17 protein-coding genes and 1 riboswitch are annotated in these 24,719 nt (G+C 72.5%); of the genes, 9 read left to right on the top strand and 8 right to left on the bottom strand.

Annotated elements, in window-relative coordinates; all coding sequences use genetic code 11:
- Positions 1-53 precede the first annotated feature (53 nt).
- Both OHS59_RS18185 and OHS59_RS18180 read left to right on the top strand, forming a co-directional pair.
- On the top strand, positions 54-1,355 hold the full coding sequence (locus OHS59_RS18185; protein ID WP_328494456.1) for a hypothetical protein: 1,302 nt from the start codon (positions 54-56) through the stop codon (positions 1,353-1,355).
- Positions 1,356-1,574: 219 nt separating this feature from the next.
- Positions 1,575-2,108 carry a DoxX family protein gene (locus OHS59_RS18180; RefSeq protein WP_443061460.1) on the top strand — a complete coding sequence of 178 codons (534 nt, stop codon included), beginning with the start codon at positions 1,575-1,577 and terminating at the stop codon, positions 2,106-2,108.
- A 126-nt stretch (positions 2,109-2,234) separates the two neighbouring features.
- Here the strand turns inward: OHS59_RS18180 and OHS59_RS18175 are convergent, their stop codons facing one another.
- Positions 2,235-2,474: a hypothetical protein gene (locus tag OHS59_RS18175; protein ID WP_328494455.1), complete on the bottom strand. Its 240-nt coding sequence runs from the start codon at positions 2,472-2,474 to the stop codon at positions 2,235-2,237.
- Positions 2,461-3,996 carry a PspC domain-containing protein gene (locus OHS59_RS18170; protein WP_328494454.1) on the bottom strand — a complete coding sequence of 512 codons (1,536 nt, stop codon included), beginning with the start codon at positions 3,994-3,996 and terminating at the stop codon, positions 2,461-2,463. The genes OHS59_RS18175 and OHS59_RS18170 overlap by 14 nt, the downstream gene beginning before the upstream one ends.
- A 173-nt stretch (positions 3,997-4,169) precedes the next feature.
- Here OHS59_RS18170 and OHS59_RS18165 point away from each other — a divergent pair, with 173 nt between their 5' ends.
- Together OHS59_RS18165 and OHS59_RS18160 are read left to right on the top strand one after the other, a co-directional pair.
- Complete coding sequence (locus tag OHS59_RS18165; protein ID WP_328494453.1) at positions 4,170-5,453, top strand: PspC domain-containing protein; 1,284 nt, start codon at positions 4,170-4,172, stop codon at positions 5,451-5,453.
- The gene (locus OHS59_RS18160) at positions 5,450-6,244 is read left to right on the top strand and encodes a response regulator transcription factor (protein ID WP_328494452.1); all 795 of its coding nucleotides are present in this window, start codon (positions 5,450-5,452) and stop codon (positions 6,242-6,244) included. The genes OHS59_RS18165 and OHS59_RS18160 overlap by 4 nt, the downstream gene beginning before the upstream one ends.
- Before the next feature lie 94 nt (positions 6,245-6,338).
- On the opposite strand, the gene OHS59_RS18155 is transcribed toward OHS59_RS18160, so the two are convergent.
- A complete protein-coding gene (locus tag OHS59_RS18155; protein WP_328494451.1) occupies positions 6,339-7,400 on the bottom strand; it encodes a C40 family peptidase in 1,062 nt (353 codons plus the stop codon).
- 438 nt (positions 7,401-7,838) lie between these two features.
- Positions 7,839-8,996, bottom strand: a complete 1,158-nt coding sequence (locus OHS59_RS18150; RefSeq protein WP_328494450.1) for a C40 family peptidase — start codon at positions 8,994-8,996, stop codon at positions 7,839-7,841.
- Between the two features lie 7 nt (positions 8,997-9,003).
- Positions 9,004-9,176, bottom strand: a riboswitch (cyclic di-AMP (ydaO/yuaA leader).
- A gap of 587 nt (positions 9,177-9,763) precedes the next feature.
- Here OHS59_RS18150 and pcrA point away from each other — a divergent pair.
- Positions 9,764-12,334, top strand: coding sequence for a DNA helicase PcrA (pcrA, locus tag OHS59_RS18145; protein WP_328494449.1), 2,571 nt, complete (start codon positions 9,764-9,766; stop codon positions 12,332-12,334).
- A 117-nt stretch (positions 12,335-12,451) separates the two neighbouring features.
- On the opposite strand, the gene OHS59_RS18140 is transcribed toward pcrA, so the two are convergent.
- Both OHS59_RS18140 and OHS59_RS18135 read right to left on the bottom strand, forming a co-directional pair.
- The gene (locus tag OHS59_RS18140; protein WP_328494448.1) at positions 12,452-14,182 is read right to left on the bottom strand and encodes a M23 family metallopeptidase; all 1,731 of its coding nucleotides are present in this window, start codon (positions 14,180-14,182) and stop codon (positions 12,452-12,454) included.
- 372 nt (positions 14,183-14,554) lie between these two features.
- The gene (locus tag OHS59_RS18135; protein WP_328494447.1) at positions 14,555-15,460 is read right to left on the bottom strand and encodes a lipase family alpha/beta hydrolase; all 906 of its coding nucleotides are present in this window, start codon (positions 15,458-15,460) and stop codon (positions 14,555-14,557) included.
- Positions 15,461-15,990: 530 nt separating this feature from the next.
- Here OHS59_RS18135 and OHS59_RS18130 point away from each other — a divergent pair.
- On the top strand, positions 15,991-16,401 hold the full coding sequence (locus OHS59_RS18130; RefSeq protein WP_328499256.1) for a cobalamin B12-binding domain-containing protein: 411 nt from the start codon (positions 15,991-15,993) through the stop codon (positions 16,399-16,401).
- Between the two features lie 253 nt (positions 16,402-16,654).
- Here OHS59_RS18130 and OHS59_RS18125 read toward each other — a convergent pair whose 3' ends face one another.
- Both OHS59_RS18125 and OHS59_RS18120 read right to left on the bottom strand, forming a co-directional pair.
- A complete protein-coding gene (locus OHS59_RS18125) occupies positions 16,655-18,277 on the bottom strand; it encodes a DUF5691 domain-containing protein (RefSeq protein ID WP_328494446.1) in 1,623 nt (540 codons plus the stop codon).
- A 64-nt stretch (positions 18,278-18,341) separates the two neighbouring features.
- On the bottom strand, positions 18,342-19,694 hold the full coding sequence (locus tag OHS59_RS18120) for an SWIM zinc finger family protein (RefSeq protein ID WP_328494445.1): 1,353 nt from the start codon (positions 19,692-19,694) through the stop codon (positions 18,342-18,344).
- Between the two features lie 134 nt (positions 19,695-19,828).
- Here OHS59_RS18120 and OHS59_RS18115 point away from each other — a divergent pair, with 134 nt between their 5' ends.
- Genes OHS59_RS18115 through OHS59_RS18105 form a run of 3 tightly spaced genes read left to right on the top strand, consistent with a single transcriptional unit; the run spans position 19,829 to position 24,716 of the window.
- Positions 19,829-21,037 (top strand): ATP-binding protein, encoded by a 1,209-nt coding sequence (locus tag OHS59_RS18115; RefSeq protein ID WP_328494444.1) that lies wholly within the window; start codon positions 19,829-19,831, stop codon positions 21,035-21,037.
- Positions 21,034-23,505 (top strand): DUF5682 family protein, encoded by a 2,472-nt coding sequence (locus OHS59_RS18110; protein WP_328494443.1) that lies wholly within the window; start codon positions 21,034-21,036, stop codon positions 23,503-23,505. Before OHS59_RS18115 ends, OHS59_RS18110 begins: the two co-directional genes overlap by 4 nt.
- On the top strand, positions 23,502-24,716 hold the full coding sequence (locus OHS59_RS18105; RefSeq protein ID WP_328494442.1) for a VWA domain-containing protein: 1,215 nt from the start codon (positions 23,502-23,504) through the stop codon (positions 24,714-24,716). The genes OHS59_RS18110 and OHS59_RS18105 overlap by 4 nt, the downstream gene beginning before the upstream one ends.
- Positions 24,717-24,719: the final 3 nt, after the last annotated feature.

Raw genomic sequence — 24,719 nt, 5'->3', positions numbered from 1 at the left:
GGGTGTACGGCCGATGGATATTCGACGGAGCGGTGCGGAAGGCGGCAACGGGCGTGGCGGTGCAGGAGGCTGGACAGGGCACGGGGCTCGACCCCGGCCGGGGTCACGGTCGGGGCGGGCACGAGGGCGGCTGCGCCTGCGGGGACTGTCCGCACGGGGCACGCGAGGGCCATCGGCGGGCCGTCGCCGCGTTCCTCTCCAAGCGGGACGAACTGGCGTCGGGACACGGGCTGCCGGCCGCGGTCGCGTACTCGGCGGGGGCCTCGCGGCAGTGGGTGTCGGACGAGCTGACCCAGTCCGCGGACCTCGTCGCCGAACGCGGCCGGGCCGAGGGGGAGGTCTGGCTCGGCCTCGTGTGGCGGCGAACCGTCATGACCGTATGGGCTCTTGTGGTCGTCCTGCTGCTGGTGCAGACGCTCACCGCCATCGGGGCGGGCTGGACGTCCGCGCGCACCGCGGGACTGCTCGCGGCGGTCGTCGTGGCCGCTCTGCTGACCGTGGCCTCGTGGTTCCACCGGGCGCGCGGCGGAGTGCTGGCACCGGTCATCGGTGAGGACAACCGGCTCTCCACCTCCCGTGTGGTGGCCGGCGGCTGGGTGCTGTTCGTCGTCTACGCGGTCCTGGTGCTGGCGGGACGGCTGGCCGGCGCGTCCTCGCACGCCGAGCGGGACTCCCTGATCGCCGGGCTCGAACTCGCCCGGGGCGCGGGCATCGTGACCGTCCTCGCCGTCGTGTGCGCGATCGCCGTCCTGGTGCGCCGGGTGGTGGGGCTGCGGGTCCTCGGACAGCGGCTGCAGAAGGTACGGGCCGACCGGCCCCGCGCCGCCGACCTGCTGACCGACGACTCCGGACGCGGCAGCTTCGCGGACACGCAGTACGCCGTACTGGGCGCCGTCGCCCTCGTGTTCGCCGCGGTACGGCTGGCCCGGCGGCCCGAACAGCTCCCGGACCTGCCGTGGGGGCTCGCCGTGGTGGTTCTGATCTCGGCCGCCACCTATGTCGCCGCGAAGTACGCCGAGGGCGGCCGGCCGGTGATCCTCTCGGTCGTCCGCTCGCGCGAGGCCGGCGACCTGGACGCGCCGATCAGGACCGGCGACGACATCGAGATCCGGGGCGCCGGATTCGTGCCGCCCGGCGCGCAGAGCGCGGACCGGCTGTCGCGGATGGTGGTGCGGATCGGCGCGGTGCACGTGCACGTGCCGCTGGTTCCGGTGCCGGGCGGTTTCAGCAACCCCTCCGACGCGGTGCTCACCGTGCCGGTGCCCGCGGACGTGGAGCCGGGGCGGGTGGAGGTACAGGTCGTCACCGCGGCGGGTGTGGAGACGAACCGTGTGGAGATCGACGTGACGGACTGACGGCCGCCTCCGGCCTCCGCGCCGGACGACCACCCGACCGGCCCCTCCCCGCGGGACCGCGTGCACGCAGGGAATTCCCGCCCTTCAGGGGATCAAAGGGGATGTTCGGGTGGACGTGGTGAAAATTTGTGGGTCCGCCCTTGAGCGAGGACCGGCCGCCGTACGTATTGTCTTGTTGAGGGGTGAACCGTTCGGCGGTTGAGAGGTGGCGGAGGGCTCATGGCTCACGGCATGCGGATGGACACGCACTCCGGATACGCGGACGACGGCGGCGGTGGCGACTGGCGGGACACCGCCACGCGGTACGCCCTGCTGCCCCTGCGTGTCTTCCTCGGCGTCACCTTCATCTACGCGGGGATCGACAAACTCACCGACAGCGCGTTCATGTCCGACTCCGGGGCGGGCTCGATCGGCGACATGATGCGCGCGGTCCGTGACTCGTCGGCCATTCCCGCCCTCATCGACCTCTCCCTCAAGAACCCCGTCGGCTTCGGCTACGCCATCGCCTTCGGCGAGCTGGCGGTGGGCATCGGCACCCTGATCGGCCTGCTGGCCCGCCTCGCCGCGTTCGGCGGGGCGCTGATCTCCCTCAGCCTCTGGCTCACGATGAGCTGGGCCGCGGACCCGTACTACTACGGCAACGACCTCCCCTACCTGATGGCCTGGCTGCCCCTCGTACTCGCCGGAGCGGGCGTGTTCTCGGTGGACGCGATGCTCCGGTCCCGCCGAAGGCGCAGGACGGGCGCCTACTAGGCGGGCGGGCCCCGGCTTCGCCCACCGGGCAGGCACCGGCCGCGCCTGCTGGACAGGCCACCGGCCCCCGTCGCCTACCGGGCAGGTCACCGACCCGCCCGGTCCCGAGCCGGGTGGGGGCAGTGCTCAGCCCGAGGTGCCCGTGCCGTCGTGTGCGGGCACCGCGCGGCGCCGGTGGCGCCGCCGAATCCCGTGGGACACGCTGCCCGTCACAGCCGCCAGGCACAGACCTCCCGTGACGAGGGGGATCACCGCGAACCACGGGGTCTCCCAGAGGCCGCCCGCGTCACCGGCGTAGACGCCGCCCGTGAGGGTGAGGAAGAAGCCCGCCACCAGCCGCCCCGGCTTGAATTCATGACGCAGCACGGGCCATCTCCGCCTGTCCGACGCCGACTTCGAGAGTGAGGTCGAGCGTGCCGCCGTCCTTGCTCCCGTCCGCGGGCGTGAGTGTCAGTTCCTTGTGCTTGCCGGGAGCCACGTCCACGTCCTGCTTGTCGTCACCGGGCAACTGGATGTCGCCGACGCCCACTTCGACGGTCAGCCGCACCGTCGCGTCCTTCGGTACGACGACCTTGAGCCGGCCCATGCCCACCTCGGCGTTCGTCGTCACGGTCCGGCCCCTGCCGAGGTCGATCCGGCTGAGATCGAGCGTGCCGACGCCCGTGCCGAGGTCGTACTGCTCCTGTACGGCGGCCACCGTGGCCGGCGACCAGTCCACTCGCTCCCAGTGGGTGGTGATGTCCTTCGGCAGCACCGCCGAGCACGCCAGCAGCCCCGCCGTGACGATCGCGAGGAAGATCGTCCCCGCTCCCGTACGCCCACGGAACGAGCTGACCGCTATGCCCAGGCCGAACACGGCGAGCGCACAGGCCAGCCCGGTCTGCAGGCTGGCGCCGAACGTCCGCTCGTCCCAGGTCAGGCGCGTACCGATCGCGCCCGCGAGGAAGGCGAGCAGGAACACCCGGCCACCGATCCCGCTGGGGCCGCGCGGCTTGGCGTCCCGCGTCGGTATGCCCCGGTCGGTGCCGCCGCCCTGCGCGATGGTGATCGCCGCCGCGATGTCCCGGTCCCGTGTGCCCTTGGGGCCCCACAGATAGCCCGTGCCGCCCTCGTACGTCCCGTCCTTGACGATGGGCTCCCGCCACCAGGAGGGGAAGGCGGCGGGCACGGGCGGTGCCTGCGCCTCGGGCGGAGCGTCGGCGACGGCCTGCGCGGCGATGGGGCTTCCCCGGCCCGGGCGCACCCGGGAGCTGGGGGACGGGTCGGGGACGTCGGTGCGCTGCCGCGACCAGTAGCCGGCGCCCGCGAGGAGCAGCGAGAGCGTCGCCGCGAAGGTGAGCACGCTCGCGTTGTTCAGCATGGAGAGGAACACACCGCAGCCGACCAGGGCGAACAGCACGCCCGCCAGCGCCTGGCCGTCGACGCGGCCGGTGAGGAGCTTGCGCACCTCGTTCTCCTCGTCGTCGTCGTACGCGACGAAGAGCCAGGCGAAGCCGTAGAAGATCAGGCCGAGGCCGCCGATCGCGGAGAGCACCGCGAGCACGATCCGGAAGATCACCGGGTCCATGTCGCACTGCCGCCCGAGCCCCGCGCACACACCGCCCAGCAGTTTGTGCCGCCGGTCGCGCCGGAACCCGCGCGGGACCTCGGGCGCCACCGGCTCCTCGGGCGTCAGCGGGTCCTCGTGCGCGCTCCTTCCCCCGGGCGCACGCGGCTCCTCACCGGCGGCGGGCGCCGGGGCGTCCGCCGGGGGCACGGAGTCCGCCGCGGGCACGGAGTCCCGCGGCCCGGCACCCGGGTCTTGGCCCGCGCTCGGGCCCGGGCCAGGACCGGGGCCGGGGTCCGGCCCGGGTCCCGGATGCGCCGAGGCGTGCTGCTGATCGCTCATACGTCCATGGTGACGGCCGAGACGGCCCGGCGGCAGTCGGAACGACCCTGGCCGAACCCTGAAATCCACCCCGGCGCGACCCTCATGCCGTTCGGGGCCGGGTTCGAAGATCAGGGGAGTCTCGGGGGTCGACCCTGATGCCCGGCGGGGCCCGGCATGTGAACATCGATGGCATGCCGGACGCCGCAGCCCTGACCGTCGAGGACCCGCGGCCTCCGCGCAAGCTCTACCGCAGCAGCGACGGACGCTGGCTCGGGGGCGTGGCGCGGGGGCTCGCCGGGCATCTCGGCCTGCCCGTGATCTGGCTGCGGCTGATCTTCGCGGGCCTGTTCATGTCGGACGGCCTGGGCGCCCTGCTGTACGCGGCGTTCTGGTTCTTCGTCCCTCTCGGAGTCGGCGGCGTGGACGCCGAGAGGCCCCCCGCCCTCGCCACCGAGACCGCCCCCGACGGCCGCCGCAGGCTCGTGGCCCGCAAGCCCGACAAGGGCCAGATCGTCGCGCTGCTCGCGATGGTCGTGGTGGCCCTGATCTTCGTGGGGAACGTGGATCTGAGCGGCGGCGCCAAGGCCTACCTCTGGCCCACCGTCCTCGTCGGCGCGGGCGTGGCCCTGGTCTGGCGCCAGGCGGACAACGCGCGACGGGCCCGCTGGATGGAGGTCGGCCGCCGCAAGCGCACGATCACCCTGCTCCGCTCCGCGGCCGGTGTCCTGCTCGTCGCCGCGGGAGTCTCCGGGATATTCGTCCTGCAGGGCTCCGCCGCCCACCTCGGTTCGGTCCTGCAGGCCGCGCTCGCCGTCCTCGTCGGGATAGCGCTGCTGGCCGGTCCGTATCTCGTGCGCATGACGCAGGACCTCTCCGAGGAGCGCCTGATGCGCATCCGCGCCCAGGAGCGGGCCGAGGTCGCCGCGCACGTCCACGACTCGGTGCTGCACACCCTCACGCTGATACAGCGCAACGCGGAGAACGCGAGCGAGGTCCGACGCCTCGCCCGCGCCCAGGAGCGTGACCTGCGCAACTGGCTCTACAAACCGGAGGGCACCGGCAAGGACGAGGCGGAGGAGCCCGACACCCTCGCCGAGGCCGTCAAGCGCAGCGCGGCGGAGGTCGAGGACAAGCACGGGGTTCCCATCGAGGTCGTGGTCGTCGGCGACTGCCCTCTCGACGACAGGACCGGGGCCCAGATGCAGGCCGCGAGGGAAGCCATGGTGAACGCGGCCAAGTACGGTGGCGAGGGCGGCGCGGTACAGGTCTTCGCCGAGGTCGAGGGAAGGACCGTCTTCGTGTCGGTCCGGGACCGCGGTCCCGGATTCGATCTGGACTCGATACCCGCCGACCGCATGGGCGTCAGAGAATCGATCATCGGCCGCATGGAGCGCAACGGCGGTACCGCCAGGCTGCGCGCGGTGCCGGACGGCGGCACAGAGGTCGAGCTGGAGATGGAGAGGGCGGAGACATGAGCGACGCGAACGAACCGACCGGAGCGGCCGGCCCGGCCGGATCGGTCGGGCCGAACGGCGGCGCGGCCGGTGCGGGCGCCGGTGCGCCGGACACGAACTCGGCCGGGGACCCGGCCGGTTCCGCGCCCGGGCGGCGGGTGCGCGTGGTGCTCGTCGACGACCACCGCATGTTCCGTACCGGAGTCCAGGCGGAGATCGGGCAGACCGAGCGGACCGGCGTCGAGGTGGTCGGCGAGGCCGCGGACGTCGACCAGGCGGTCACGGTCATCACGGCGACCCGCCCCGAGGTCGTCCTCCTCGACGTCCACCTCCCCGGCGGCGGCGGGGTCGAAGTCCTGCGCCGCTGCTCGCCGTTGATGGCCGACCCCGAGCAGCCGGTCCGGTTCCTCGCGCTGTCCGTGTCGGACGCGGCGGAGGACGTCATCGGTGTGATCCGCGGCGGTGCCCGAGGCTATGTGACGAAGACGATCACCGGCACGGATCTCGTCGACTCCGTCTTCCGTGTCCAGGACGGCGACGCCGTCTTCTCGCCCCGCCTGGCCGGCTTCGTCCTCGACGCCTTCGCCTCCACGGACGCCCCGCCCGTCGACGAGGACCTCGACCGCCTCACCCAGCGCGAGCGGGAGGTCCTGCGCCTCATCGCCCGCGGGTACGCGTACAAGGAGATCGCCAAGCAGCTCTTCATCTCCGTCAAGACGGTCGAGTCCCATGTCTCGGCGGTCCTGAGGAAGCTCCAGCTCTCCAACCGCCATGAGCTGACACGGTGGGCGACGGCGCGAAGGCTGGTCTAGGGCGCCGTGGGCCGGGGCGTCCCCGCCCGTCGTGTGCTGGAGCCGGGCCGGGCGGTCGACGGCGCCCGACGGTGGCGTACGCGCTGTCGGGGTCTCACGCCACCCGCGTGGCCCCGGCGAACGGCATCTCGTCGATCGGGGCCACCCGTACCGGCGCCGACGGGTTGGGGGCGTGCACCATCTGCCCGTTGCCCACGTACATCCCCACGTGGCTGATGCCCGAGTAGAAGAACACCAGGTCACCGGGCTGGAGCTGGGACCGGGAGACGCGTTGGCCCGCGTTGATCTGCGCGTACGTCGTGCGGGGCAGCGAGATGCCCGCGGAGCGGTACGCGGCCTGCATCAGCCCCGAGCAGTCGAAGGCGTCGGGCCCTGTGGCACCCCACACGTACGGGCTGCCGAGCTTCCCGTAGGCGTACGAGACCGCCGCTGCCGCCCGGGAGTCGGGGGCGGTCGTGGATGAGCCCGCACCGAGGCCGCGGGGGGCCGTACCGGAGCGCGAGGCGCGTGCGGTGTCCGGGTCGTCCGCGCCGATGCGGGCCCGTTCCTCGTCCGACAGCCGTGACAGCAGCCGGCGCGCCTCGCCGAGCTTGCCGGTGACCGTCTTCTTGTGCCGCTTCAGATCCGCCTGCCGCGCCTTCAGCGAGGTGAGTTCGATGTGCGCGGCGCCGCGCAACTGATCGATGTCGCGCAGCTGTGTGCGTACACGGGAGACCGAAGAGGCCTGCCGGTCGCCGGCCCGCTCGGCGAACGCGGCGCCGTCCAGGTACTGATCGGGGTCCGAGGAGAGCATCAGCGCCAGCGAGGGATCGATGCCCCCGCCCCGGTACTGCGCCGTCGCCAGCGAACCGAGCGCGTCCCGCTCGGAGTTGAGCCGTGCCGTCTTGCGCGCCGCCTCGTCCTGCAGCGTGCCGAGCCGGTCGGTGGCCTTCGTGGACCTCTCCTTCGCACCGTTGTACTTCTCGGTGGCGACCTCCGCCTCCTGGTAGAGCTTGTCGACCTTCGCCTTCACCTGGGCCGGCGTCAGATCGGGTGCGGCCACCCCCGTCCCGTCGAACCCGGTCGCACTCGCCGCGCCCGCGAGGGCGATGGTGAAGGCGGTGCGGGCCGTACCGCCGCCGAGTGAGCGCTGTCTGGGCTTGCGGTGCGCTGCCACGTGCGTTCCACGTTCCTTCCGTACGGCCGCCGGGGCGCTGGTGCGCCCCGGCGGCGGTTCCAGGGGCTGGTTGCACGTCCGGCGGCGGCCCGCACAGGGGGAGCGGACCGCCGCCGGACTTCGGGCGGTGGTGCCGACTGCCGCCCTGGCCCGGGCGGTTGTGGTGGGGAGCCGGTCACCTGGGGAAGGACGCTAAACCTCGCGACGCGCCGGTGGTAACGGCATGTACGGAAGTGGTGCCACTCGGCCATGAGCTGACCGGGTACGACCGTGATCCGGGCCCGCTGCCACCGACTTGGCGTGGTGGGGTGACCGATGGGCGCGTTGTGGGGGAGCGGCGCGCGCGACGGTGCTATGGGCCCGGCCCGGGGGCCGCCCCGGAACGCGGACGGGGTACGGCACACACGTGCCGTACCCCGTCCGGATGCGGGTGGGCGCCTAGCCCGGCCGCACCACGCTGTGGATCGGCATGTAGTAGATCGACTCCTCGCGGACGTACGCGCCCGGCTTCGGGGCGTGGATCATCATGCCGTCGCCGACGTAGATGCCGACGTGGCTGATGTCGTCGTAGAAGAAGACGAGGTCGCCGGGCTGGGCACTGTCCACGGAGACCGTCGTGCCGGTCTCGACCTGGTCCCACGTGGTGCGCGGAAGGGTCACCCCGGCGGCCTTCCAGGCGGCCTGGGTCAGACCGGAGCAGTCGTACGAACCGGGGCCGCTCGCGCCCCAGACGTACGGCTTGCCGATCTGGGCGCGGGCGAAGGCGAGCGCTTTGGCCGCCTTGGTGCCGGAGGTGGAGTCGGAGCCCGGCGTGCTTCCCGTCCCCGTACCCGTCCCCGTACCCGTGGCGGTTCCCGTGCCCTGCGCCGCCGTCTCCTTGCGGCGGCGCTCCGCGTCGGCCGCCTGCTGCCGCGCCAGCTCGTCCGCCTTGCGCCGGGCCTCGGCCTGCTTCTTCCGCTCGGTCTCGGCGAGGCGGGCCTTCTCCTCGGCGGTCAGCTTCGAAAGGAGTTCGCGCGCCTCGGCGAGCTTCCGCTGGACGTCCGCCTTGGATGTCTTCAGCGTGCTCTGCGTCGTGGTGAGCGCCTCCAGGCCCTCGGACGCCTCCTGCCGCTTCTCCGACGCGCCGGCCCGCTGTGCGACGTAGTCGTCGACGGCCTGCTTCTGGCGGGCGGTCAGCCGGTTCATCAGCTGGGTCTGGTCGAAGTAGTCCTGCGGGTTGTCCGCGAGGAGGAGGGAGGCCGAGTCGGGGGCCGAGGCTCCCGTGCGGTACTGCGCGGTGGCGAACGTCCCGAGTGCCTCGCGCGCGCTGTTGAGCTTCTCCGCGCGCTGCGCCACGTCGTCGAGGAGCGTGACGACGCGCTTGCGCTGCTTGGCGGTCTTCTCCTTGGCCGCGTTGTACTTCTCGGTGGCCGTACCCGCCTGCTGGTAGAGGTCGTCGACCTTCTTCTGGACTTCCTCCGTGCTCGGCCTGGGCTCCGCGGCAGGCGAGGCGTCCGCCGTCTGGGAGAGCAGGGCCACCGAGGTCAGAGCCGCGGTGGCGAGGGCCGGCGTCCGTACGCCCATGGTGGGGGGCCGCGACTTGCGGTGTGGCGCCACGAAGGCGTCTCCTTCCGTCATCCGCCTACCGAGTTAGCTGTCGGGTTCGGGCGAGTGCTTCGGAAGGTTTGCCCTACGGTCCTTCGTCCCGTGAGGAAGCAGGACCGATTCACCCCAGGATCGGTTGGGTCCCCGGTTCCGGAGGCCACGAGGGCAGGCCGGATTCGGCGGAGTCCGCTCGGCCCGGCGTTGTTCGCCGGTGCGGGTCGAGCGGGCTACTCGAAAGTTAGCCAATTCGTGTGGCACCTGTGAAGTTTGATGTGCGATATGCCCGATACATTTTCGTGACCTGGGCCTCGAATCCTGCTCGCCGAGGTCAATTGATTGCGATCTGCAGCGAGTTGTCCCGAGTGGTGCAGGGGTGGGGCGGCCGTGTCGTGGAGTGGCGAACTCCACGCGCCTCCGCGTGGTTGGAGGGGTTGGTCGCCAATCGGCCAGACCTGTCGGGGCGGGGCGAGCGTCCAGGTGATCCGGGTGATTCTCGTGATCCGGGTGATCCGGGCAATGCGTACGGGCTGTCGACGGGGTGTCCGGCCTGTCTCGTCCGGGTTATACGTACGTCACCCGCCGGGTGCTCATGTACGAGGCGAAGTTCCCTGTCGGCCGGGTGGCCGGACGGTCGGGTGGGCGGACGGTCGGGCAGTCGCGGAAAGTGGCGGGGCCGTCATTGTGGGTGAAGGTCTGCCCGCTGGTCGTCCGGGACGGATTCCGCCGAGTTTCCGGGGTGGCGGCGGGGTGTCAGTGGGGGCGCCTAGACTCGGAGAGCGATGAGCAGCCTCTTTGATGACAGCTTCCTGGCGGACCTCCAGCCCCCTCCGGCCCATGAGGACGAGCCCCCGCCGCCGCCCGACGACGAGGAGCCGGACCACGCTCCGGACGACCTGTTCGGCGGGCGCTTCGACGTGCCTCCGAGCAGGGACGGGTTCTACCGCGACGGCGCCCCCCGGCCGCTCGTGGACCCGGCCGCGCTCCTGGACGGGCTGAACGAGAACCAGCGCGCGGCGGTGGTCCACCACGGCTCACCCCTGCTCATCGTGGCCGGCGCCGGCTCCGGCAAGACCCGGGTGCTCACCCACCGCATCGCGCACCTGCTGGGCGAGCGCAAGGTGCACCCCGGCGAGATCCTCGCGATCACCTTCACGAACAAGGCCGCGGGCGAGATGAAGGAGCGCGTCGAGCAGCTCGTGGGCCCGCGGGCGAACGCGATGTGGGTGATGACCTTCCACAGCGCCTGCGTGCGGATCCTGCGCCGAGAGAGCAAGAAGCTCGGCTTCACGTCGTCCTTCTCGATCTACGACGCCGCCGACAGCAAGCGCCTCATGGCCCTGGTCTGCCGTGACCTGGACCTCGACCCCAAGCGCTTCCCGCCGAAGTCCTTCAGCGCCAAGATCTCGAACCTGAAGAACGAGCTGATCGACGAGGAGGACTTCGCCGCCCAGGCCTCCGACGGCTTCGAGAAGACCGCCGCCCAGGCCTACGCGATGTACCAGTCGCGGCTGCGCGAGGCGAACGCGCTCGACTTCGACGACCTGATCATGACGACGGTCAACCTCCTGCGTGCCTTCCCGGACGTCGCCGAGCACTACCGCCGCCGCTTCCGCCACGTCCTTGTGGACGAGTACCAGGACACGAACCACGCGCAGTACTCCCTCGTCAGGGAGCTCGTCGGCAGCGCCACGGACCCCGTGGCGCACCCCGAGGACGTGCCGCCGTCGGAGGGCGACCTCCCGCCGGCCGAGCTGTGCGTCGTCGGTGACGCCGACCAGTCGATCTACGCCTTCCGCGGCGCGACCATCCGCAACATCCTCCAGTTCGAGGAGGACTACCCGAACGCGACGACGATCCTGCTGGAGCAGAACTACCGCTCCACGCAGACGATCCTGACCGCCGCCAACGCGGTCATCGAGCGCAACGAATCGCGCCGCCCGAAGAACCTGTGGACGAACGCGGGCGCGGGCGCGCGCATCACGGGCTATGTCGCCGACACCGAGCACGACGAGGCGCAGTTCGTCGCCGAGGAGATAGACCGTCTCACCGACGCGGGCGACGCGAAGGCCGGCGACGTCGCCGTCTTCTACCGCACGAACGCCCAGTCCCGTGTCTTCGAAGAGATCTTCATCCGGGTCGGCCTGCCCTACAAGGTCGTCGGCGGCGTCCGCTTCTACGAGCGCAAGGAGGTCCGGGACGTCCTCGCGTACCTGCGGGTGCTCGCGAACCCCGAGGACTCCGTACCGCTGCGCCGCATCCTGAACGTGCCCAAGCGCGGTATCGGCGACCGCGCCGAGGCGATGATCGACGCGCTCTCCCAGCGCGAGAAGATCAGCTTCCCGCAGGCGCTGCGCCGCGTCGACGAGGCGTACGGCATGGCGGCCCGCTCGACCAACGCCGTCAAGCGGTTCAACACGCTGATGGAGGACCTCCGTACGATCGTCGAGTCCGGCGCCGGACCGGCGACCGTCGTGGAGGCGATCCTCGAACGCACCGGCTATCTCGCCGAGTTGCAGGCCTCCACCGACCCGCAGGACGAGACCCGCATCGAGAACCTCCAGGAACTCGCCTCCGTGGCGCTGGAGTTCGAGCAGGAGGCGGCCGGTGGCGCGGGCGTCGTCGCGGGTGCGGATGCCGGTGCGAATGAGGGAGAGGCCGAGGGAGAAGGAGAGGCCGAGGGCGGTACGCCGACCGGGCTCGCCGCGTTCCTGGAGCGGGTGGCCCTGGTCGCCGACTCCGACCAGATCCCCGACGAGGACGAGGACGGCTCCGGAGTCATCACCCTCATGACCCTGCACACCGCCAAGGGCCTCGAATTCCCGGTCGTCTTCCTGACCGGTATGGAGGACGGCGTCTTCCCGCACATGCGCGCCCTCGGCCAGACCAAGGAGCTGGAGGAGGAGCGCCGGCTCGCGTACGTCGGCATCACCCGCGCGCGTGAACGGCTGTATCTGACGCGGGCGTCGATGCGCAGCGCGTGGGGGCAGCCCTCGTACAACCCGCCGTCCCGATTCCTTGAGGAGATCCCGGACGCGCATCTGGACTGGAAGCGCACGGGCTCCATGGGAGCGGTGGCCTCCGGCCCGGTCGGCGGTGTGGCGGCCTCCTTGTCCTCCTCCCGCTCCCGTTCGGCGGCCTCGGGCGCGTCCGGCTTCGCGACGCGGCGTGGTTCCGCGGAGAAGCCCGTGGTGTCGCTGGCTGTCGGAGACCGGGTCACCCACGACCAGTTCGGCCTCGGCACGGTGGTCGGAGTGAAGGGCACGGGGGCGAACTCGGAGGCGACGGTCGACTTCGGCGGAGAGAAGCCGAAGCGCCTGCTGCTGCGGTACGCGCCGGTGGAGAAGCTGTAGCGGGCGGAAGCCGGAGCGGGCGGAAGCGCCTGAGCAGGCGGCGGAGTCGGGCAGGGCCGTCGATCGGGCGGCTCCGCCGGTCCGACGGCCGTGTGCCGTCGGACGTTCGCGGTCCGGCTAGGTGGGGTCGATTCCGTGGCTGCGCAGCCACGGGAGCGGGTCGATCGCCGAACCGCCGCCGGGGCGGACCTCGAAGTGGAGGTGCGGGCCGGTGGAGTTGCCGGAGTTGCCGGAGTACGCGATCGGGTCGCCGGCCTTCACGACCGTCCCCGAGGCGACCTTGTACGTGGAGAGGTGGCAGTACCAGGTCTCCGTGCCGTCCTTGGCCGTCAGGACGATCATGTTCCCGTAGGCACTGTTCCACTGCGTGCGGACGGTGCCGTCCGTCGCGGCCATCACCGTCGTGCCGTACGAGACGGGGAAGTCGATACCGGTGTGCACGGACATCCAGTTGACGCCGGCCTGGCCGTAGTAGGCGCTGAGCCCGTGCCGCGCGACCGGCAGCGCGAACTTCGGCCGCAGTCGCTCCTTGCGGGCCGCGTCGGCCGCCGCCTTCTGCTTCTCGGCGGCCTGCTCGGCCTTCAAGTCGATACGTTCCTGCGTGCGGCTCGCCCGGTCCGCGAAGTCGTCCGCGTCCGCGGAGAGGCTTTCGAGCTGGGCGTCCAGCTTGTTGTTCGCGGCCGACGGCTTCACGGCGCTCGCATCGGGTGCGGCGGCCGTCGTCTGGACATCGTCTCCGCCGTCGCCACCGGTCACGGACGCGGCGGCGATGCCGGCGACACCCATCACACACGCCGACGGCACGGCGATCGTCAGCAGCGCGGAACGCTTGGGCGGCGGGCGGCGGCGCGACCGGGAAGCGGAACGGCCCGCCGCGCGGGACGCGGCACGGGACCCCGGCGCGGCGGCGGGAGTGATCTCCTCCACGCCGTCGAGCAGGTCGGGCTCGTCGTCGGGGTGATCGTGGGTGCGAGCGTGAGAGTCGGGATCCGCGTCGGCGAGGGCATCGACATCATCCGTACGGCCGGAGTGTTTGAACTCGCTCTGCGCGGTGACCCGTTCCTCGAAAGGAACCTGCTCGAACGTGGCGGTGGCCTGCTGGTGGAACGCTTCACGCCGGTCGTACGCGTCCTGCCGGTCGTACGACTCGTGTTGGTCGTAGGGATCGTGCTGGTCGTACGACTCGTGTTGCGCCTGCGGGTGAAGCTGGGTGTGGGGCTGGGGCTGCTCGCCGCCGTCCGAGTTCCACGCCGTGGCGTCGTACGTGCCCGTCTCGAAGGTGGGCGCCGTCCACTGCTGGGTGGGTTCGGCCTGCCCGGCCTGCTGCCAGGCGTTCGCGTCCCACTGCCCGGTGCCGTCGGGGCCCGCGGCCTGCGTCGGGATCTCGCCGAGCTGCTGATAACCGGCTTCCGGCCAGACACCGCTCGTGTCGTAGCTGCCGGTCTCGTAGGCGGCGTGGTGCTGGGCCGCGTACGGGTCGTAGTTCAGCGTCTGCTGCCCGCCGGTGGAATCGTTCCAGTTACCGCTGGGTGATGCCCCGGTCGTGGTGCCGTACGAACCCGTTCCGCCGCCGCTTCCGTCGGTTCCGCTTCCGTTGCCGGGCAGATCGCCGAAGAGGGGGTCGGTGTCGAACGTGGCCGCCGCGTAGGCGCCTGTCGTGTCGTAGCCGCCCGTCGTGCCGTACGAGCCGGTGGCGGCAGGGTCGAAACCGGTGGCGGGATATCCGTCGTACATGGTGAAGTCGCCGTACTGGACTCCCTGCTGGCCATGGGACGCGTAATGCGCCGAGGCGGCTTCGGGAGCCGGAGCCGGGGGAGTTACGGTCCCCGACGGGTGACGGTCGTTCACCAACTTCTCTTTCGCCTCGACAACAGGGGCTGGCAGAGCAGTGCGGCGACTGTACCCGGCGGTATGCGGGCGCGACAATCTTCGGCAGGTTTCCTCCTCTCAGGAAACGGGCATTCGGCCGCCTTTCGGCGGAGGATGGGCAGAGCTTTGGCCTTGCGTTCGATGAACGTTCGAAGAAAAGTCGCCTGGGAAGCCGAACCCGGCTTCCGCTCAAGGAGTTTGCGGCCGCTCCCCGTTGCCCCGGTTCGGGACGGATCGCCGCCGGACGTCCGATTCCGGTTGGGCCTTTCCGGTCAGGCCCCGGCTGTGCCCTTCCGGCTGTGTCTCCTCGGCCGAGCGTCTCCGTCCGGATCGCCTCGGCCGGGCCCCTGGTCACGCCACTGTCAGTCCGCCGGTGTGAGCGGCGGCGCGGGCGGTTTCCTCCTCGGCGTCCAGGGCCTGGCGTATGCCGGCCGCGACCGCCGGGTGCACCGGCAGGGCGAGATGTCCGATTCCGCTCACCCGTACGTTCTGCACGAGCAGATCCGGGTGCTCGACGCACGCCGTCTCCAGCGGGTCCATCAGCTGGTCGAGGTCGCTCCAGAAACTCACGAACCGCGTACGGCAGTGCGGGGCGGGCTTGCGCAGCTCCTCAAGTACGCCGGAGCCCGGGCGCATCTGCCGGATGATCGGGTGCGCGTTCATCAGCGGCACGACGCGGGTGCCCGAGTGCGGTGTGCCCAGAGTGACCAGAGTCCGGACGCGGACGTCACCGCCGAGGCGCTGCACGTAATAGCGCGCGATCAGTCCACCGAGACTGTGCCCGACGATGTCCACCTCCTGACGGCCGGTGCGCTCGCAGATCTCCTCGATGTGCCGGCCGAGCAGCTCGGCCGCGGTCCGTATGTCGCAGGTCAGCGGCGAGTAGTTGAGCGACTCGATCTGCTGCCGGCCGTGCTGGGCCAGGGAACGGCGCAGGAGCACGAAGACCGAGCGGTTGTCTATGAAGCCGTGCAGCAGGACGACAGGGGGCTTGTCCGGGGCGGGCAGCCGGGCGGCGTCGGCGGTGCTGTCCGTACAGAGGTCCGGGTCGGGCAGGTCGGCCAGGGATTGCGTGGGGATCGGGGACCGGCGGCGCTCCGGGGCGATGCCGGAGGGGTAGAGGACGAGATGGCCGGCGAGGATCGCGATCTCCAGGGCCGTCGCCTTCAGCAAGGTCAGTGAGAGCCCGGCCAGCCTGGTGGGGAGCAGGCGCTGGCAGAGTGGAATAAGGGGCAGCAGTGCCCTGGTGACCTTCATGGCCGACCTCCCGTCGGCGCACGGCAGGAACCCTCTGTCCCCCGTGTGCCCTCGTGGGAAGCCGATGGGTGAGGACGGCGACGGTGCACGTGCGGTGTGGGTGACACCGGTGGAGCGACGGGGTGCCCGTCGTCGTGCGATCGCCGATGCGCCGCACCACCCCGTCGCGCGGCTGACGGCGCGGAGGTACGGAGACCTCGTAGCGGTTTCCCTTGCGTTCGTCCCGGGTGCGAACCGTGTGTCGCGGTGTGCGGGATCGATGCGCTGCGAACTTGTCCCACCGTGTGATTTCCCCCTCGCCCTCCACCGCGAAACTGCCGGGTACGGGATGCTGGCAATAACGCTCGTTCACTTCTCCGGCCCGTGCGGGGCGGAGCGGCTGTGCCGGGCATGTCCGAGATGGGCGCCGGTCGAAACGGATCCTCGCGGAACGGGTCTCTGGTGAACGGATCTTCGCGGAACGGATCTCCGCAGGTCGGTGCGGTCGGTGCGGTCGGTGCGGTCGGTGCAGTCGGTTCATGGAGGCAGTGATGGGTGTGGCAGCCGGTCCGATCCGCGTGGTGGTGGCCGAACCGGGGCCCGACGGACCCGGTCGCGGGGCTCAGGCCGTGGCGCGGGCGCTGCGGGACGCGGGTATGGAGGTCATCTACGCGGGCCTTCACCGGAGCCCCGAGCACGTCGTGGCCACGGCGATCCAGGAGGACGCCGACGCGATCGGTCTGACCGTCCCGTCCGGCGCGCACAGCACGCTGTTCACCGCGGTCGTCTCGCTCCTGCGGGAGCGCGACGCCGAGGACATCAAGGTGTTCGGCGGCGGGGTGATCCCCCCGGCCGACGTCGCGGCGCTCAAGGCGGACGGGGTTGCCGAGATCTTCCCGCCCGGGGCCGCGGTGACGGATGTCGTGGAGTGGGTACGGGCCAACGTCCGACAGCCCGCGTAGGGCTCCGCCGGGTTGGCGGGGGGTGGGGGCGGTTCGTGCGAGTGGGTGGGAGCGGGTCGGTTGTGGCTGGTCGCGCAGCTCCTCGCGCCCTGGGCGATGGGGGTTTGAGTGGGCGGATCGGTCGGGGTGCTTGGGGTGTGTGGGTGGGTGCGGGCCCGTGGGGGCTGGTCGCGCAGTTCCTCGCGCCCCTGGGTGGGCGGGTCGGTGCGGAGGGCGTTCGGCAGCCGGGGCCGGGCGGTCGTGGCGGGCGGGGTCACGGTTCGGTTAGTTCTGTCTGGATTGCCGCGCGTAGGCGCAGTGTGGTGACCAGGCGCTGGAAGGATTCGGCCCAGTAGCCTCCGGCGCCCGGCGCCGCGTTCTCCGATTCGTCGGGGACGGCTGTGAGCGCTTCGAGACGGACGGCCTCCGCCGGGTCCAGACAGCGTTCGGCCAGTCCCATGACCCCGCTGAAACTCCATGGATAACTCCCCGCGTCCCGCGCGATGTTGAGCGCGTCCACCACCGCCCGCCCCAACGGGCCGGCCCAGGGCACCGCGCACACCCCGAGCAGCTGGAACGCCTCCGACAGCCCGTGCACGGCTATGAACCCCGCCACCCACTCGGCCCGCTCCCCGGCCCCCAGGGTGCCGAGCAGCTTCGCCCGCTCGGCGAGGGACACCGCTCCAGGCCCGCCCGCCTCCGGCGCCGCCGACGTCCCCAGCAGCGCTCTGGACCAGGAAGGGTCCCCCTGCCGCACCGCCGCCCGGCACCACGCGGCATGCAACTCGTCCCGCCAGTCGTCGGCCACGGGGAGCGCCACGATCTCCTCCGGCGTGCGCCCGCCGAGCCGCCGCGACCAGGTGCCGAGCGGCGCCGACTCCACCAACTGGCCCAGCCACCAGGACCGTTCCCCCCGGCCGGCCGGAGCCTTGGAGACCACACCGTCCCGCTCCATGCCGGGATCGCACTCGTGCGGCGCCTCCACCGCTATCGTCGGCGTCCCGCGCGTGTGGTCGATCGCGACGCAGGACCCCGCCCGCTCCGCCATCCGCCCGGCGAGCGCCGAGCCGGGCAGCGCGGACAGCAACTCGGCCGCGGTGGCCCGCACATTGCGGCTCCGGTCGGCCAACGCCCCCTCCAGGAAGGGCTCGTCCGCCGCACCCAGTCCCGTCCGCAACGAGTCGAGGAACATCAGCCGGTCCTCGGCACGCTCCGACGCCCACGTCGTGGCGAGCAGGTCCCGCGCGGCCGCCGCGTCCCGCGCCCGGACCGCCGCCAGGAGCGCCACCCGCTCGGCGAACAGCCCCTCCTCCCACAGGGCGCGTATCCGCTCGGGCTCCTCGGGCCCGGGCAGCACCGCCCCGCCGCCCGGCGCCGCCCGCAGCGCGAACCGCCAGTCCGTGTTCAGCCGGGCCAGCCACAGGGCGCGCGGCCCCGCGAACGCCAGCACCGCAGGCCGGATGTCCGTACGCCCCCGAGCCGCGTCCAGCAGAGCGGGCAGCGCCTGCGGAGGAGCCGCGTAACCGTGCCGGTTGGCCGTCGCGAGCCACTGCGGGAGCAGCTCCATGAGATCGGGAGCCGTCCCCCTGCGGCCCCCGCTCCCCGCCCCCGGCCGGTCGGCGAGCAGCATCGTCAGCCGGCGTGCCGCCGCCGGCGGCAGCGCGGGACGAGAGTCCTCCGCCGCGGGTTCGACCCGGGCCGCCGCCCGCCCCGGCCGCATCCCGGCCCGGCGCCGTACGGTCTCCATCGCCGCCGCGTCCAGCAGCGCCGTCGGTGCGTCGCGCCCGGCCGTGACTCCCGGCGGCGTACGCCGTGTGGTCCCCAGCAGGGCCACGGTCACGAGCTCCTCCCAGTGGCTTCCGGCGGGCGCCCCTGTGGGAGCGGGGGTACTGGGCATGAGCGTCCCTTTCGTCATGGGCGCCCCTTCCACGGGGCGGTGAGAAGGCCGGAGCGCGGTGCCGTCAGCACAGGGTCACCGCCTCGCCCGGGCCTTCCGGCCAGGCCGTGAGAGGGGAGAAGCCGCGGTGGCCGCACTCTCCGAAGACCGTCACCGGAGCGCCCCCGGAGAGGGCGACCAGGCGCCACAGGCCGGAGCGGGACCTGGCGGCCGGGGTGAGAGGCAGGGCGAGCTCTCCGTCGGCGTCCGCCAGCTGCCAGTCGTCGCCGTCCGGAGTCGGTACGACGCGGGCGAGCGTCACGGGTCGTGACTCCAGCCACGGGTCGTCCCGGAGCGCCTCGCCGTACCGGGCCACGGCCCGCGCCACGTCCACCCCGGGCGGCCGGAACCCCGTGGGCGCCGGAGCGGCGAACCGCTCGCCCAGCGCCCCCCGCAACTGCCCCGCACCCGGATACGCGGACACCTCCGCGTCCAGCGTCAGCCCGACGGGCAACGACAGCTCCGGCGCGCGCCCGGCCGCCCCGTACGAGAGAAGCAGGGCCGTGCGCCCCGACTCGGCCCCGTGCAGCCAGACACGGCGGGTCGTGAGGCGGCTGTCCGCGGTGTCGTACTGGGCCAGCACCAGCCACCGGTCGCGCACCGGCGGGCCGTCCGCCGAGCCGGGCAGCCCGATCCGGGAACGGACCGTCGCGGCCAGCCCCTCGGGCAGCGCGGCACGGCGCAGCCACCCCTGGTCGAGGAGGTGCAGCAGCGCGCACTCCTCCAGCAACCGCACCGGCCAGCCGGGCCCGGACGACGGTATGGCACCCAACTCGCGCACCCGCGCCGCCAGTCCCGGTGCCTGCGCGTCGACCATGCGGGCCGCCGTCTCCTCCCACAGCCCGTACCCCGCCTGTTCCGCCGAGGCCAGACCGCCCCGCAGCAGATCGGTCAGCCGCTGCTCCAGCTCCGACGCCCCCGTGGTGATCCACTCGGCGCGCCGCTCGGCCCTGCGCCGTGCCGCCTCCGGATCAGCCGCGGGCGACGAACCGGCCGCGCCCTCCGCCCGCTTGTCGTCCGCGCGCTTGCGCCTGCCCTCGATCCACTCGTTCGCCCAGTCCGGCACCTGCCCCCGCGGCACCGCGCCGTCCTCGCCGGACCAGAGCAGCAGCAGCCCCAGCGCGTGCTTGCACGGGAACTTGCGGCTCGGGCAACTGCACTTGTACGCGGGCCCGGTGGAGTCCGCGATGTCGATCACCGTCCGGTACGGCTTGCTGCCGCTTCCCCTGCACAGTCCCCATACCGCCCCCTCGTCGGAACTGCCCGCCTCGGACCACGGCCCGGCCGCGCCGAGCTTGCTGCCCGCCTTGCGTGACGCGGTGTCAGGCGCCAGTGCCAGCACCTGATCCGCGGTCCAGCGCACCCCCTGCTGAGTCATGCGTCCGAAGGTAGATCCCACCACTGACAATCGCCTGTGATGGAGGCGTTTATGCAGGTCAGAGCCGATTGTCAGTGGCGTGGTGCACGGTGGAACCAGATCCGAACCGGCCGAGCCGCAAGGGGGACCGCTCCATGTCCGTGTCCGTCGACCCGACATCCGTCGACCCGAACCACCACCAGTCCGGCCCCGCGCCCACGAGCGGGGGCGGAGCCGGGTCCGAAGGCGCGCGTACGTCCGCGGTCGTGTCCGCGCCGGACAAGGGCGAGGAGCTGCGGCCACACGCCGAGGACGCGTTCGCCGCCGAGCTCGCCGCGCTGGCCGCGCAGGACGACCGCCCGCGCCCCGCCCGCTGGCGGATGTCACCGTGGGCCGTCGCGACGTACCTGCTGGGCGGCACGCTGCCGGACGGCACGGTGATCACGCCGAAGTACGTGGGACCGCGCCGCATCGTCGAGGTCGCCGTGACCACGCTCGCCACCGACCGGGCGCTGCTCCTGCTCGGCGTACCGGGTACGGCGAAGACATGGGTGTCCGAGCATCTGGCCGCGGCGGTCAGCGGTGACTCCACCCTCCTCGTGCAGGGCACGGCCGGCACACCGGAGGAGGCGATCCGCTACGGCTGGAACTACGCGCAACTGCTCGCGCACGGCCCGAGCCGGGACGCCCTGGTGCCCAGCCCGGTCATGCGGGCGATGGCGGAGGGCATGACGGCCCGGGTCGAGGAGCTGACCCGCATCCCCGCCGACGTACAGGACACGCTCATCACGATCCTGTCGGAGAAGAACCTGCCCATACCGGAGCTGGGCTCGGAGGTGCAGGCCGTGCGGGGCTTCAACCTCATCGCGACGGCCAACGACCGCGACCGCGGGGTGAACGACCTGTCGAGCGCCCTGCGCCGCCGCTTCAACACGGTGGTGCTGCCGCTGCCGGAGAGCGCCGACGCCGAGGTCGACATCGTCTCGCGCCGCGTCGACCAGATCGGCCGCTCCCTGGACCTGCCCGCCGTGCCCGACGGCATCGACGAGATCCGCCGCGTCGTCACCGTCTTCCGCGAGCTGCGCGACGGCGTCACCGCCGACGGCCGTACGAAGCTCAAGTCGCCCAGCGGCACGCTGTCCACCGCCGAGGCGATCTCCGTCGTCACCAGCGGACTCGCCCTGGCGGCCCACTTCGGGGACGGCGTCCTGCGCGCGGGCGACGTGGCGGCGGGCATCCTCGGCGCCGTCGTCCGCGATCCGGCGGCCGACCGTGTCATCTGGCAGGAGTATCTGGAGGCGGTCGTCCGCGAGCGTGACGGCTGGAAGGACTTCTACCGGGCGTGCCGGGAGGTGAGCGCGTGAGCGGGCGGGCCGCGGGGAGCGCGGCCGAGGTCCGCAGGACGCCCGGGCCCCTGCTGCTCGGGGTGCGTCACCACGGGCCCGGCTCGGCGCGGGCGGTTCGGGCGGCACTCGACGCGGCGGGCCCGCGCGTGGTGCTCCTCGAAGGGCCGCCGGAGGCCGACGCGTTGATCGCGCTCGCCGCCGACGAGGACATGCGGCCGCCCGTCGCGCTCCTCGCCCACGTCGTGGACGAGCCGGGGCGGTCGGCGTTCTGGCCGCTCGCCGAGTTCTCACCGGAGTGGGTGGCCATCCGCTGGGCTCTGGAACACGAGGTGCCGGCCCGCTTCATCGACCTCCCGGCCACGCACACACTCGCCTGGGGACGCGAGGAAGGGGAGCGGGAGGAGGAAAAGGAAGAGGTGCGGGTGAAGGAAGGGGCGGGGGAGGGCGAGGGGGAGCCGGACGGGTTTCTTTCCGAACCCGCCGAGGCCGTGCGGATCGACCCGCTCGCCGTGCTCGCCGAGACCGCCGGGTACGACGACCCCGAGCGGTGGTGGGAGGACGTGATCGAGCACCGGGGGGTGCGGGGAGGGGACGCGTTCGCACCGTTCGAGGTGCTCGGCGAGGCCATGGAGGCGCTGCGGGAGGTCTACGGAGCGGGGGGACACGAGCGGGACCTCGTGCGCGAGGCCTACATGCGGCTCCAGGTGCGGGCGGCCCAGCGGGAGTTCGGGGACGACGTGGCCGTGGTGTGCGGCGCCTGGCACGTGCCCGCGCTGCGGCAGCGGACCACCGTCGCCGCCGACCGGGCCCTGCTCAAGGGACTGCCCAAGGTGAAGGCCGACATGACCTGGGTGCCCTGGACCCACCGGCGGCTCTCCCGCATGAGTGGTTACGGCGCGGGCATCGACTCGCCCGGCTGGTACGGGCATCTGTTCGCCGCGGCCGACCGCCCCATAGAGCGCTGGATGACGAAGGTGGCCAGGCTGCTGCGGGACGAGGACCGGCCCGTCTCCTCCGCGCACGTCATCGAGGCGGTGCGGCTCGCCGACACGCTCGCGGCGATGCGGGGCCGCCCCCTGCCGGGCCTCACCGAGACCACCGACGCCGTACGGGCCGTGATGTGCGAGGGCTCGGACGTACCGCTAGCGCTCGTGCACGACCGGCTCGTCGTCGGCGACGTCCTGGGCGAGGTACCGGCGGCGGCGCCCGCGGTCCCGCTCCAGCGCGACCTCGCCCGGCTCCAGCGGCGGCTGCGGCTCAAGCCGGAGGCACAGGAGAGGGAGCTGGAGCTCGATCTGCGCAAGGAGACCGACGGCGGACGCAGCAGGCTGCTGCACCGGCTGCGCCTCCTCGGCGTCGGCTGGGGAGAGCCGGTCGCGTCGCGCGGCAGCACTGGTACGTTCCGGGAGACCTGGCGGCTGCGCTGGGAACCGGAGCTGGCGGTACGGGTCGCCGAGGCGGGCGTGTGGGGTACGACCGTGATCGCCGCCGCGACCGCGAAGGCCGAGTCGGACGCCGTCGGCGCCCGGTCGCTGGCCGACGTCACCGGTCTCGCCGAGCGCTGCCTCCTCGCCGAACTCCCGGACGCCCTCCCCGTGGTGATGCGGATCCTCGCCGACCGGGCCGCCCTGGACACCGACGTCGGCCACCTCGCCCAGGCGCTGCCCGCCCTCGTCCGCTCCCTCCGCTACGGCGACGTACGGGGCACGGGCACCCAGGCCCTGGCCGAGGTCGCCGCCGGACTCGCGGAGCGGGTCTTCGTCGGGCTGCCCCCGGCATGCGCCGCTCTCGACACCGAGGCCGCCGAGGAGATGCGAGGGCACGTCGACGCGGTGCACGGCGCGGTCGGACTCCTGGCCGAGGGGACCGAGCGGGCCGAGGAGACCGAGAGGGCCGAGGGAGCCGCTGGGACCGGGGGAGGCGCGGGCGACTCCCGTGCCGGCATACGCGGCCGGTGGCACTCCGTGCTGGGCACGCTCTGCGCGCGGGACACCGTTCCGGGTGTCGTCCGGGGCCGGGCTGTGCGGCTGCTGCTGGACGACGGGGAGTTGGGGCAGGAGGAGGCGGCGCGGCTCATGGGCCTCGTCCTGTCACCGGGGACCGCGCCAGGGGACGCGGCGGCGTGGATCGAGGGATTCGTCGGAGGGGGCTCGGGCGGCGGCATGCTGCTCGTGCACGACGAGCGCCTGCTCGCGTTGGTCGACTCCTGGCTGACCGGAGTGCCGGGGGACGCCTTCACCGACGTACTGCCGCTGCTGCGGCGCACGTTCTCGGCGTACGAGCCCGGGGTGCGCCGCACCCTCGGCGAGCTGGTCCGGCGTGGCCCGGGTCCGCGCGGGAGCGTCGCGGACACCGTCTCCGGGACACCCGGTTTCGCACCCGACCTCGACGAGGACCGCGCGGACGCCGTACTTCCGGTGCTGCGCCTGCTGCTGGGGCTGGACGAGGCAGACGTGGACAACGACCTTGCGGGGGTGGGCCGATGAGTACGGATGCCGTGAACGCCGAAACGGCCGGTGTGGGCGACCAGGCCGGTGCCACCGACGAGCGGCTCCGGCGCTGGCGGCTCGTGCTGGGCGGGGAGGACGCGGACGGCACGGGCTGCACGCTCACCGGGCGGGACGCCGCGATGGACGGGACGCTCGACGCGCTGTACGGGAACGGGAAGGGCGGCAGGGCGCGGGCGGGGCAGGAGCGTTCGGCGGGGCTCGGGGCGTCCGCGCCGGCCGTCGCCCGGTGGCTGGGGGACATCCGCACGTACTTCCCGTCCTCCGTCGTCCAGGTCATGCAGCGGGACGCCATCGACCGCCTCGGTCTGTCCGCCCTGCTCCTGGAGCCGGAGATGCTGGAGGCCGTGGAGGCCGACGTCCACCTGGTCGGCACCCTGCTGTCGCTGAACAAGGCCATGCCCGAGACGACCAAGGAAACGGCACGAGCTGTCGTACGCAAGGTGGTTCAGGATCTGGAGAAGCGACTCGCGACGCGTACTCGGGCGACTCTCACGGGGGCGCTCGACCGCAGTGCGCGTATCAACCGGCCGCGCCACCACGACATCGACTGGAACCGCACGATCGCGGCCAACCTCAAGCACTATCTGCCCGAGTACCGCACGATCGTGCCCGAGCGGCTGATCGGTTACGGACGTGCCTCGCAGTCGGTGAAGAAGGAGGTCGTCCTCTGCATCGACCAGTCGGGCTCGATGGCGGCGTCGGTCGTGTACGCGTCGGTGTTCGGCGCGGTGCTGGCCTCTATGCGGTCCATCGACACCCGGCTCGTCGTCTTCGACACGGCCGTCGTCGACCTCACCGACCAGCTCGACGACCCGGTCGACGTCCTCTTCGGCACGCAGCTCGGCGGCGGCACGGACATCAACAGGGCGCTCGCGTACTGCCAGTCACAGATCACGCGCCCCGCCGACACCGTGGTCGTGCTCATCAGCGACCTCTACGAAGGGGGCATCCGGAACGAGATGCTGAAGCGGGTCGCCGCGATGAAGGCGTCGGGGGTGCAGTTCGTGACGCTGCTCGCGCTGTCCGACGAGGGGGCCCCGGCGTACGACCGTGATCACGCGGCGGCGCTGGCGGGCCTGGGTGCACCGGCGTTCGCCTGTACGCCCGACCTCTTCCCGGAGGTGATGGCGGCGGCGATCGAGAAGCGCCCGCTGCCGATACCGGACTCCGGCGGCCCGGGCCGATAGAGA

The sequence above is a fragment of the Streptomyces sp. NBC_00414 genome, from assembly GCF_036038375.1.
Taxonomy (GTDB): Bacteria; Actinomycetota; Actinomycetes; order Streptomycetales; family Streptomycetaceae; genus Streptomyces.
This window is presented reverse-complemented; position numbering and strand designations above follow the sequence as displayed.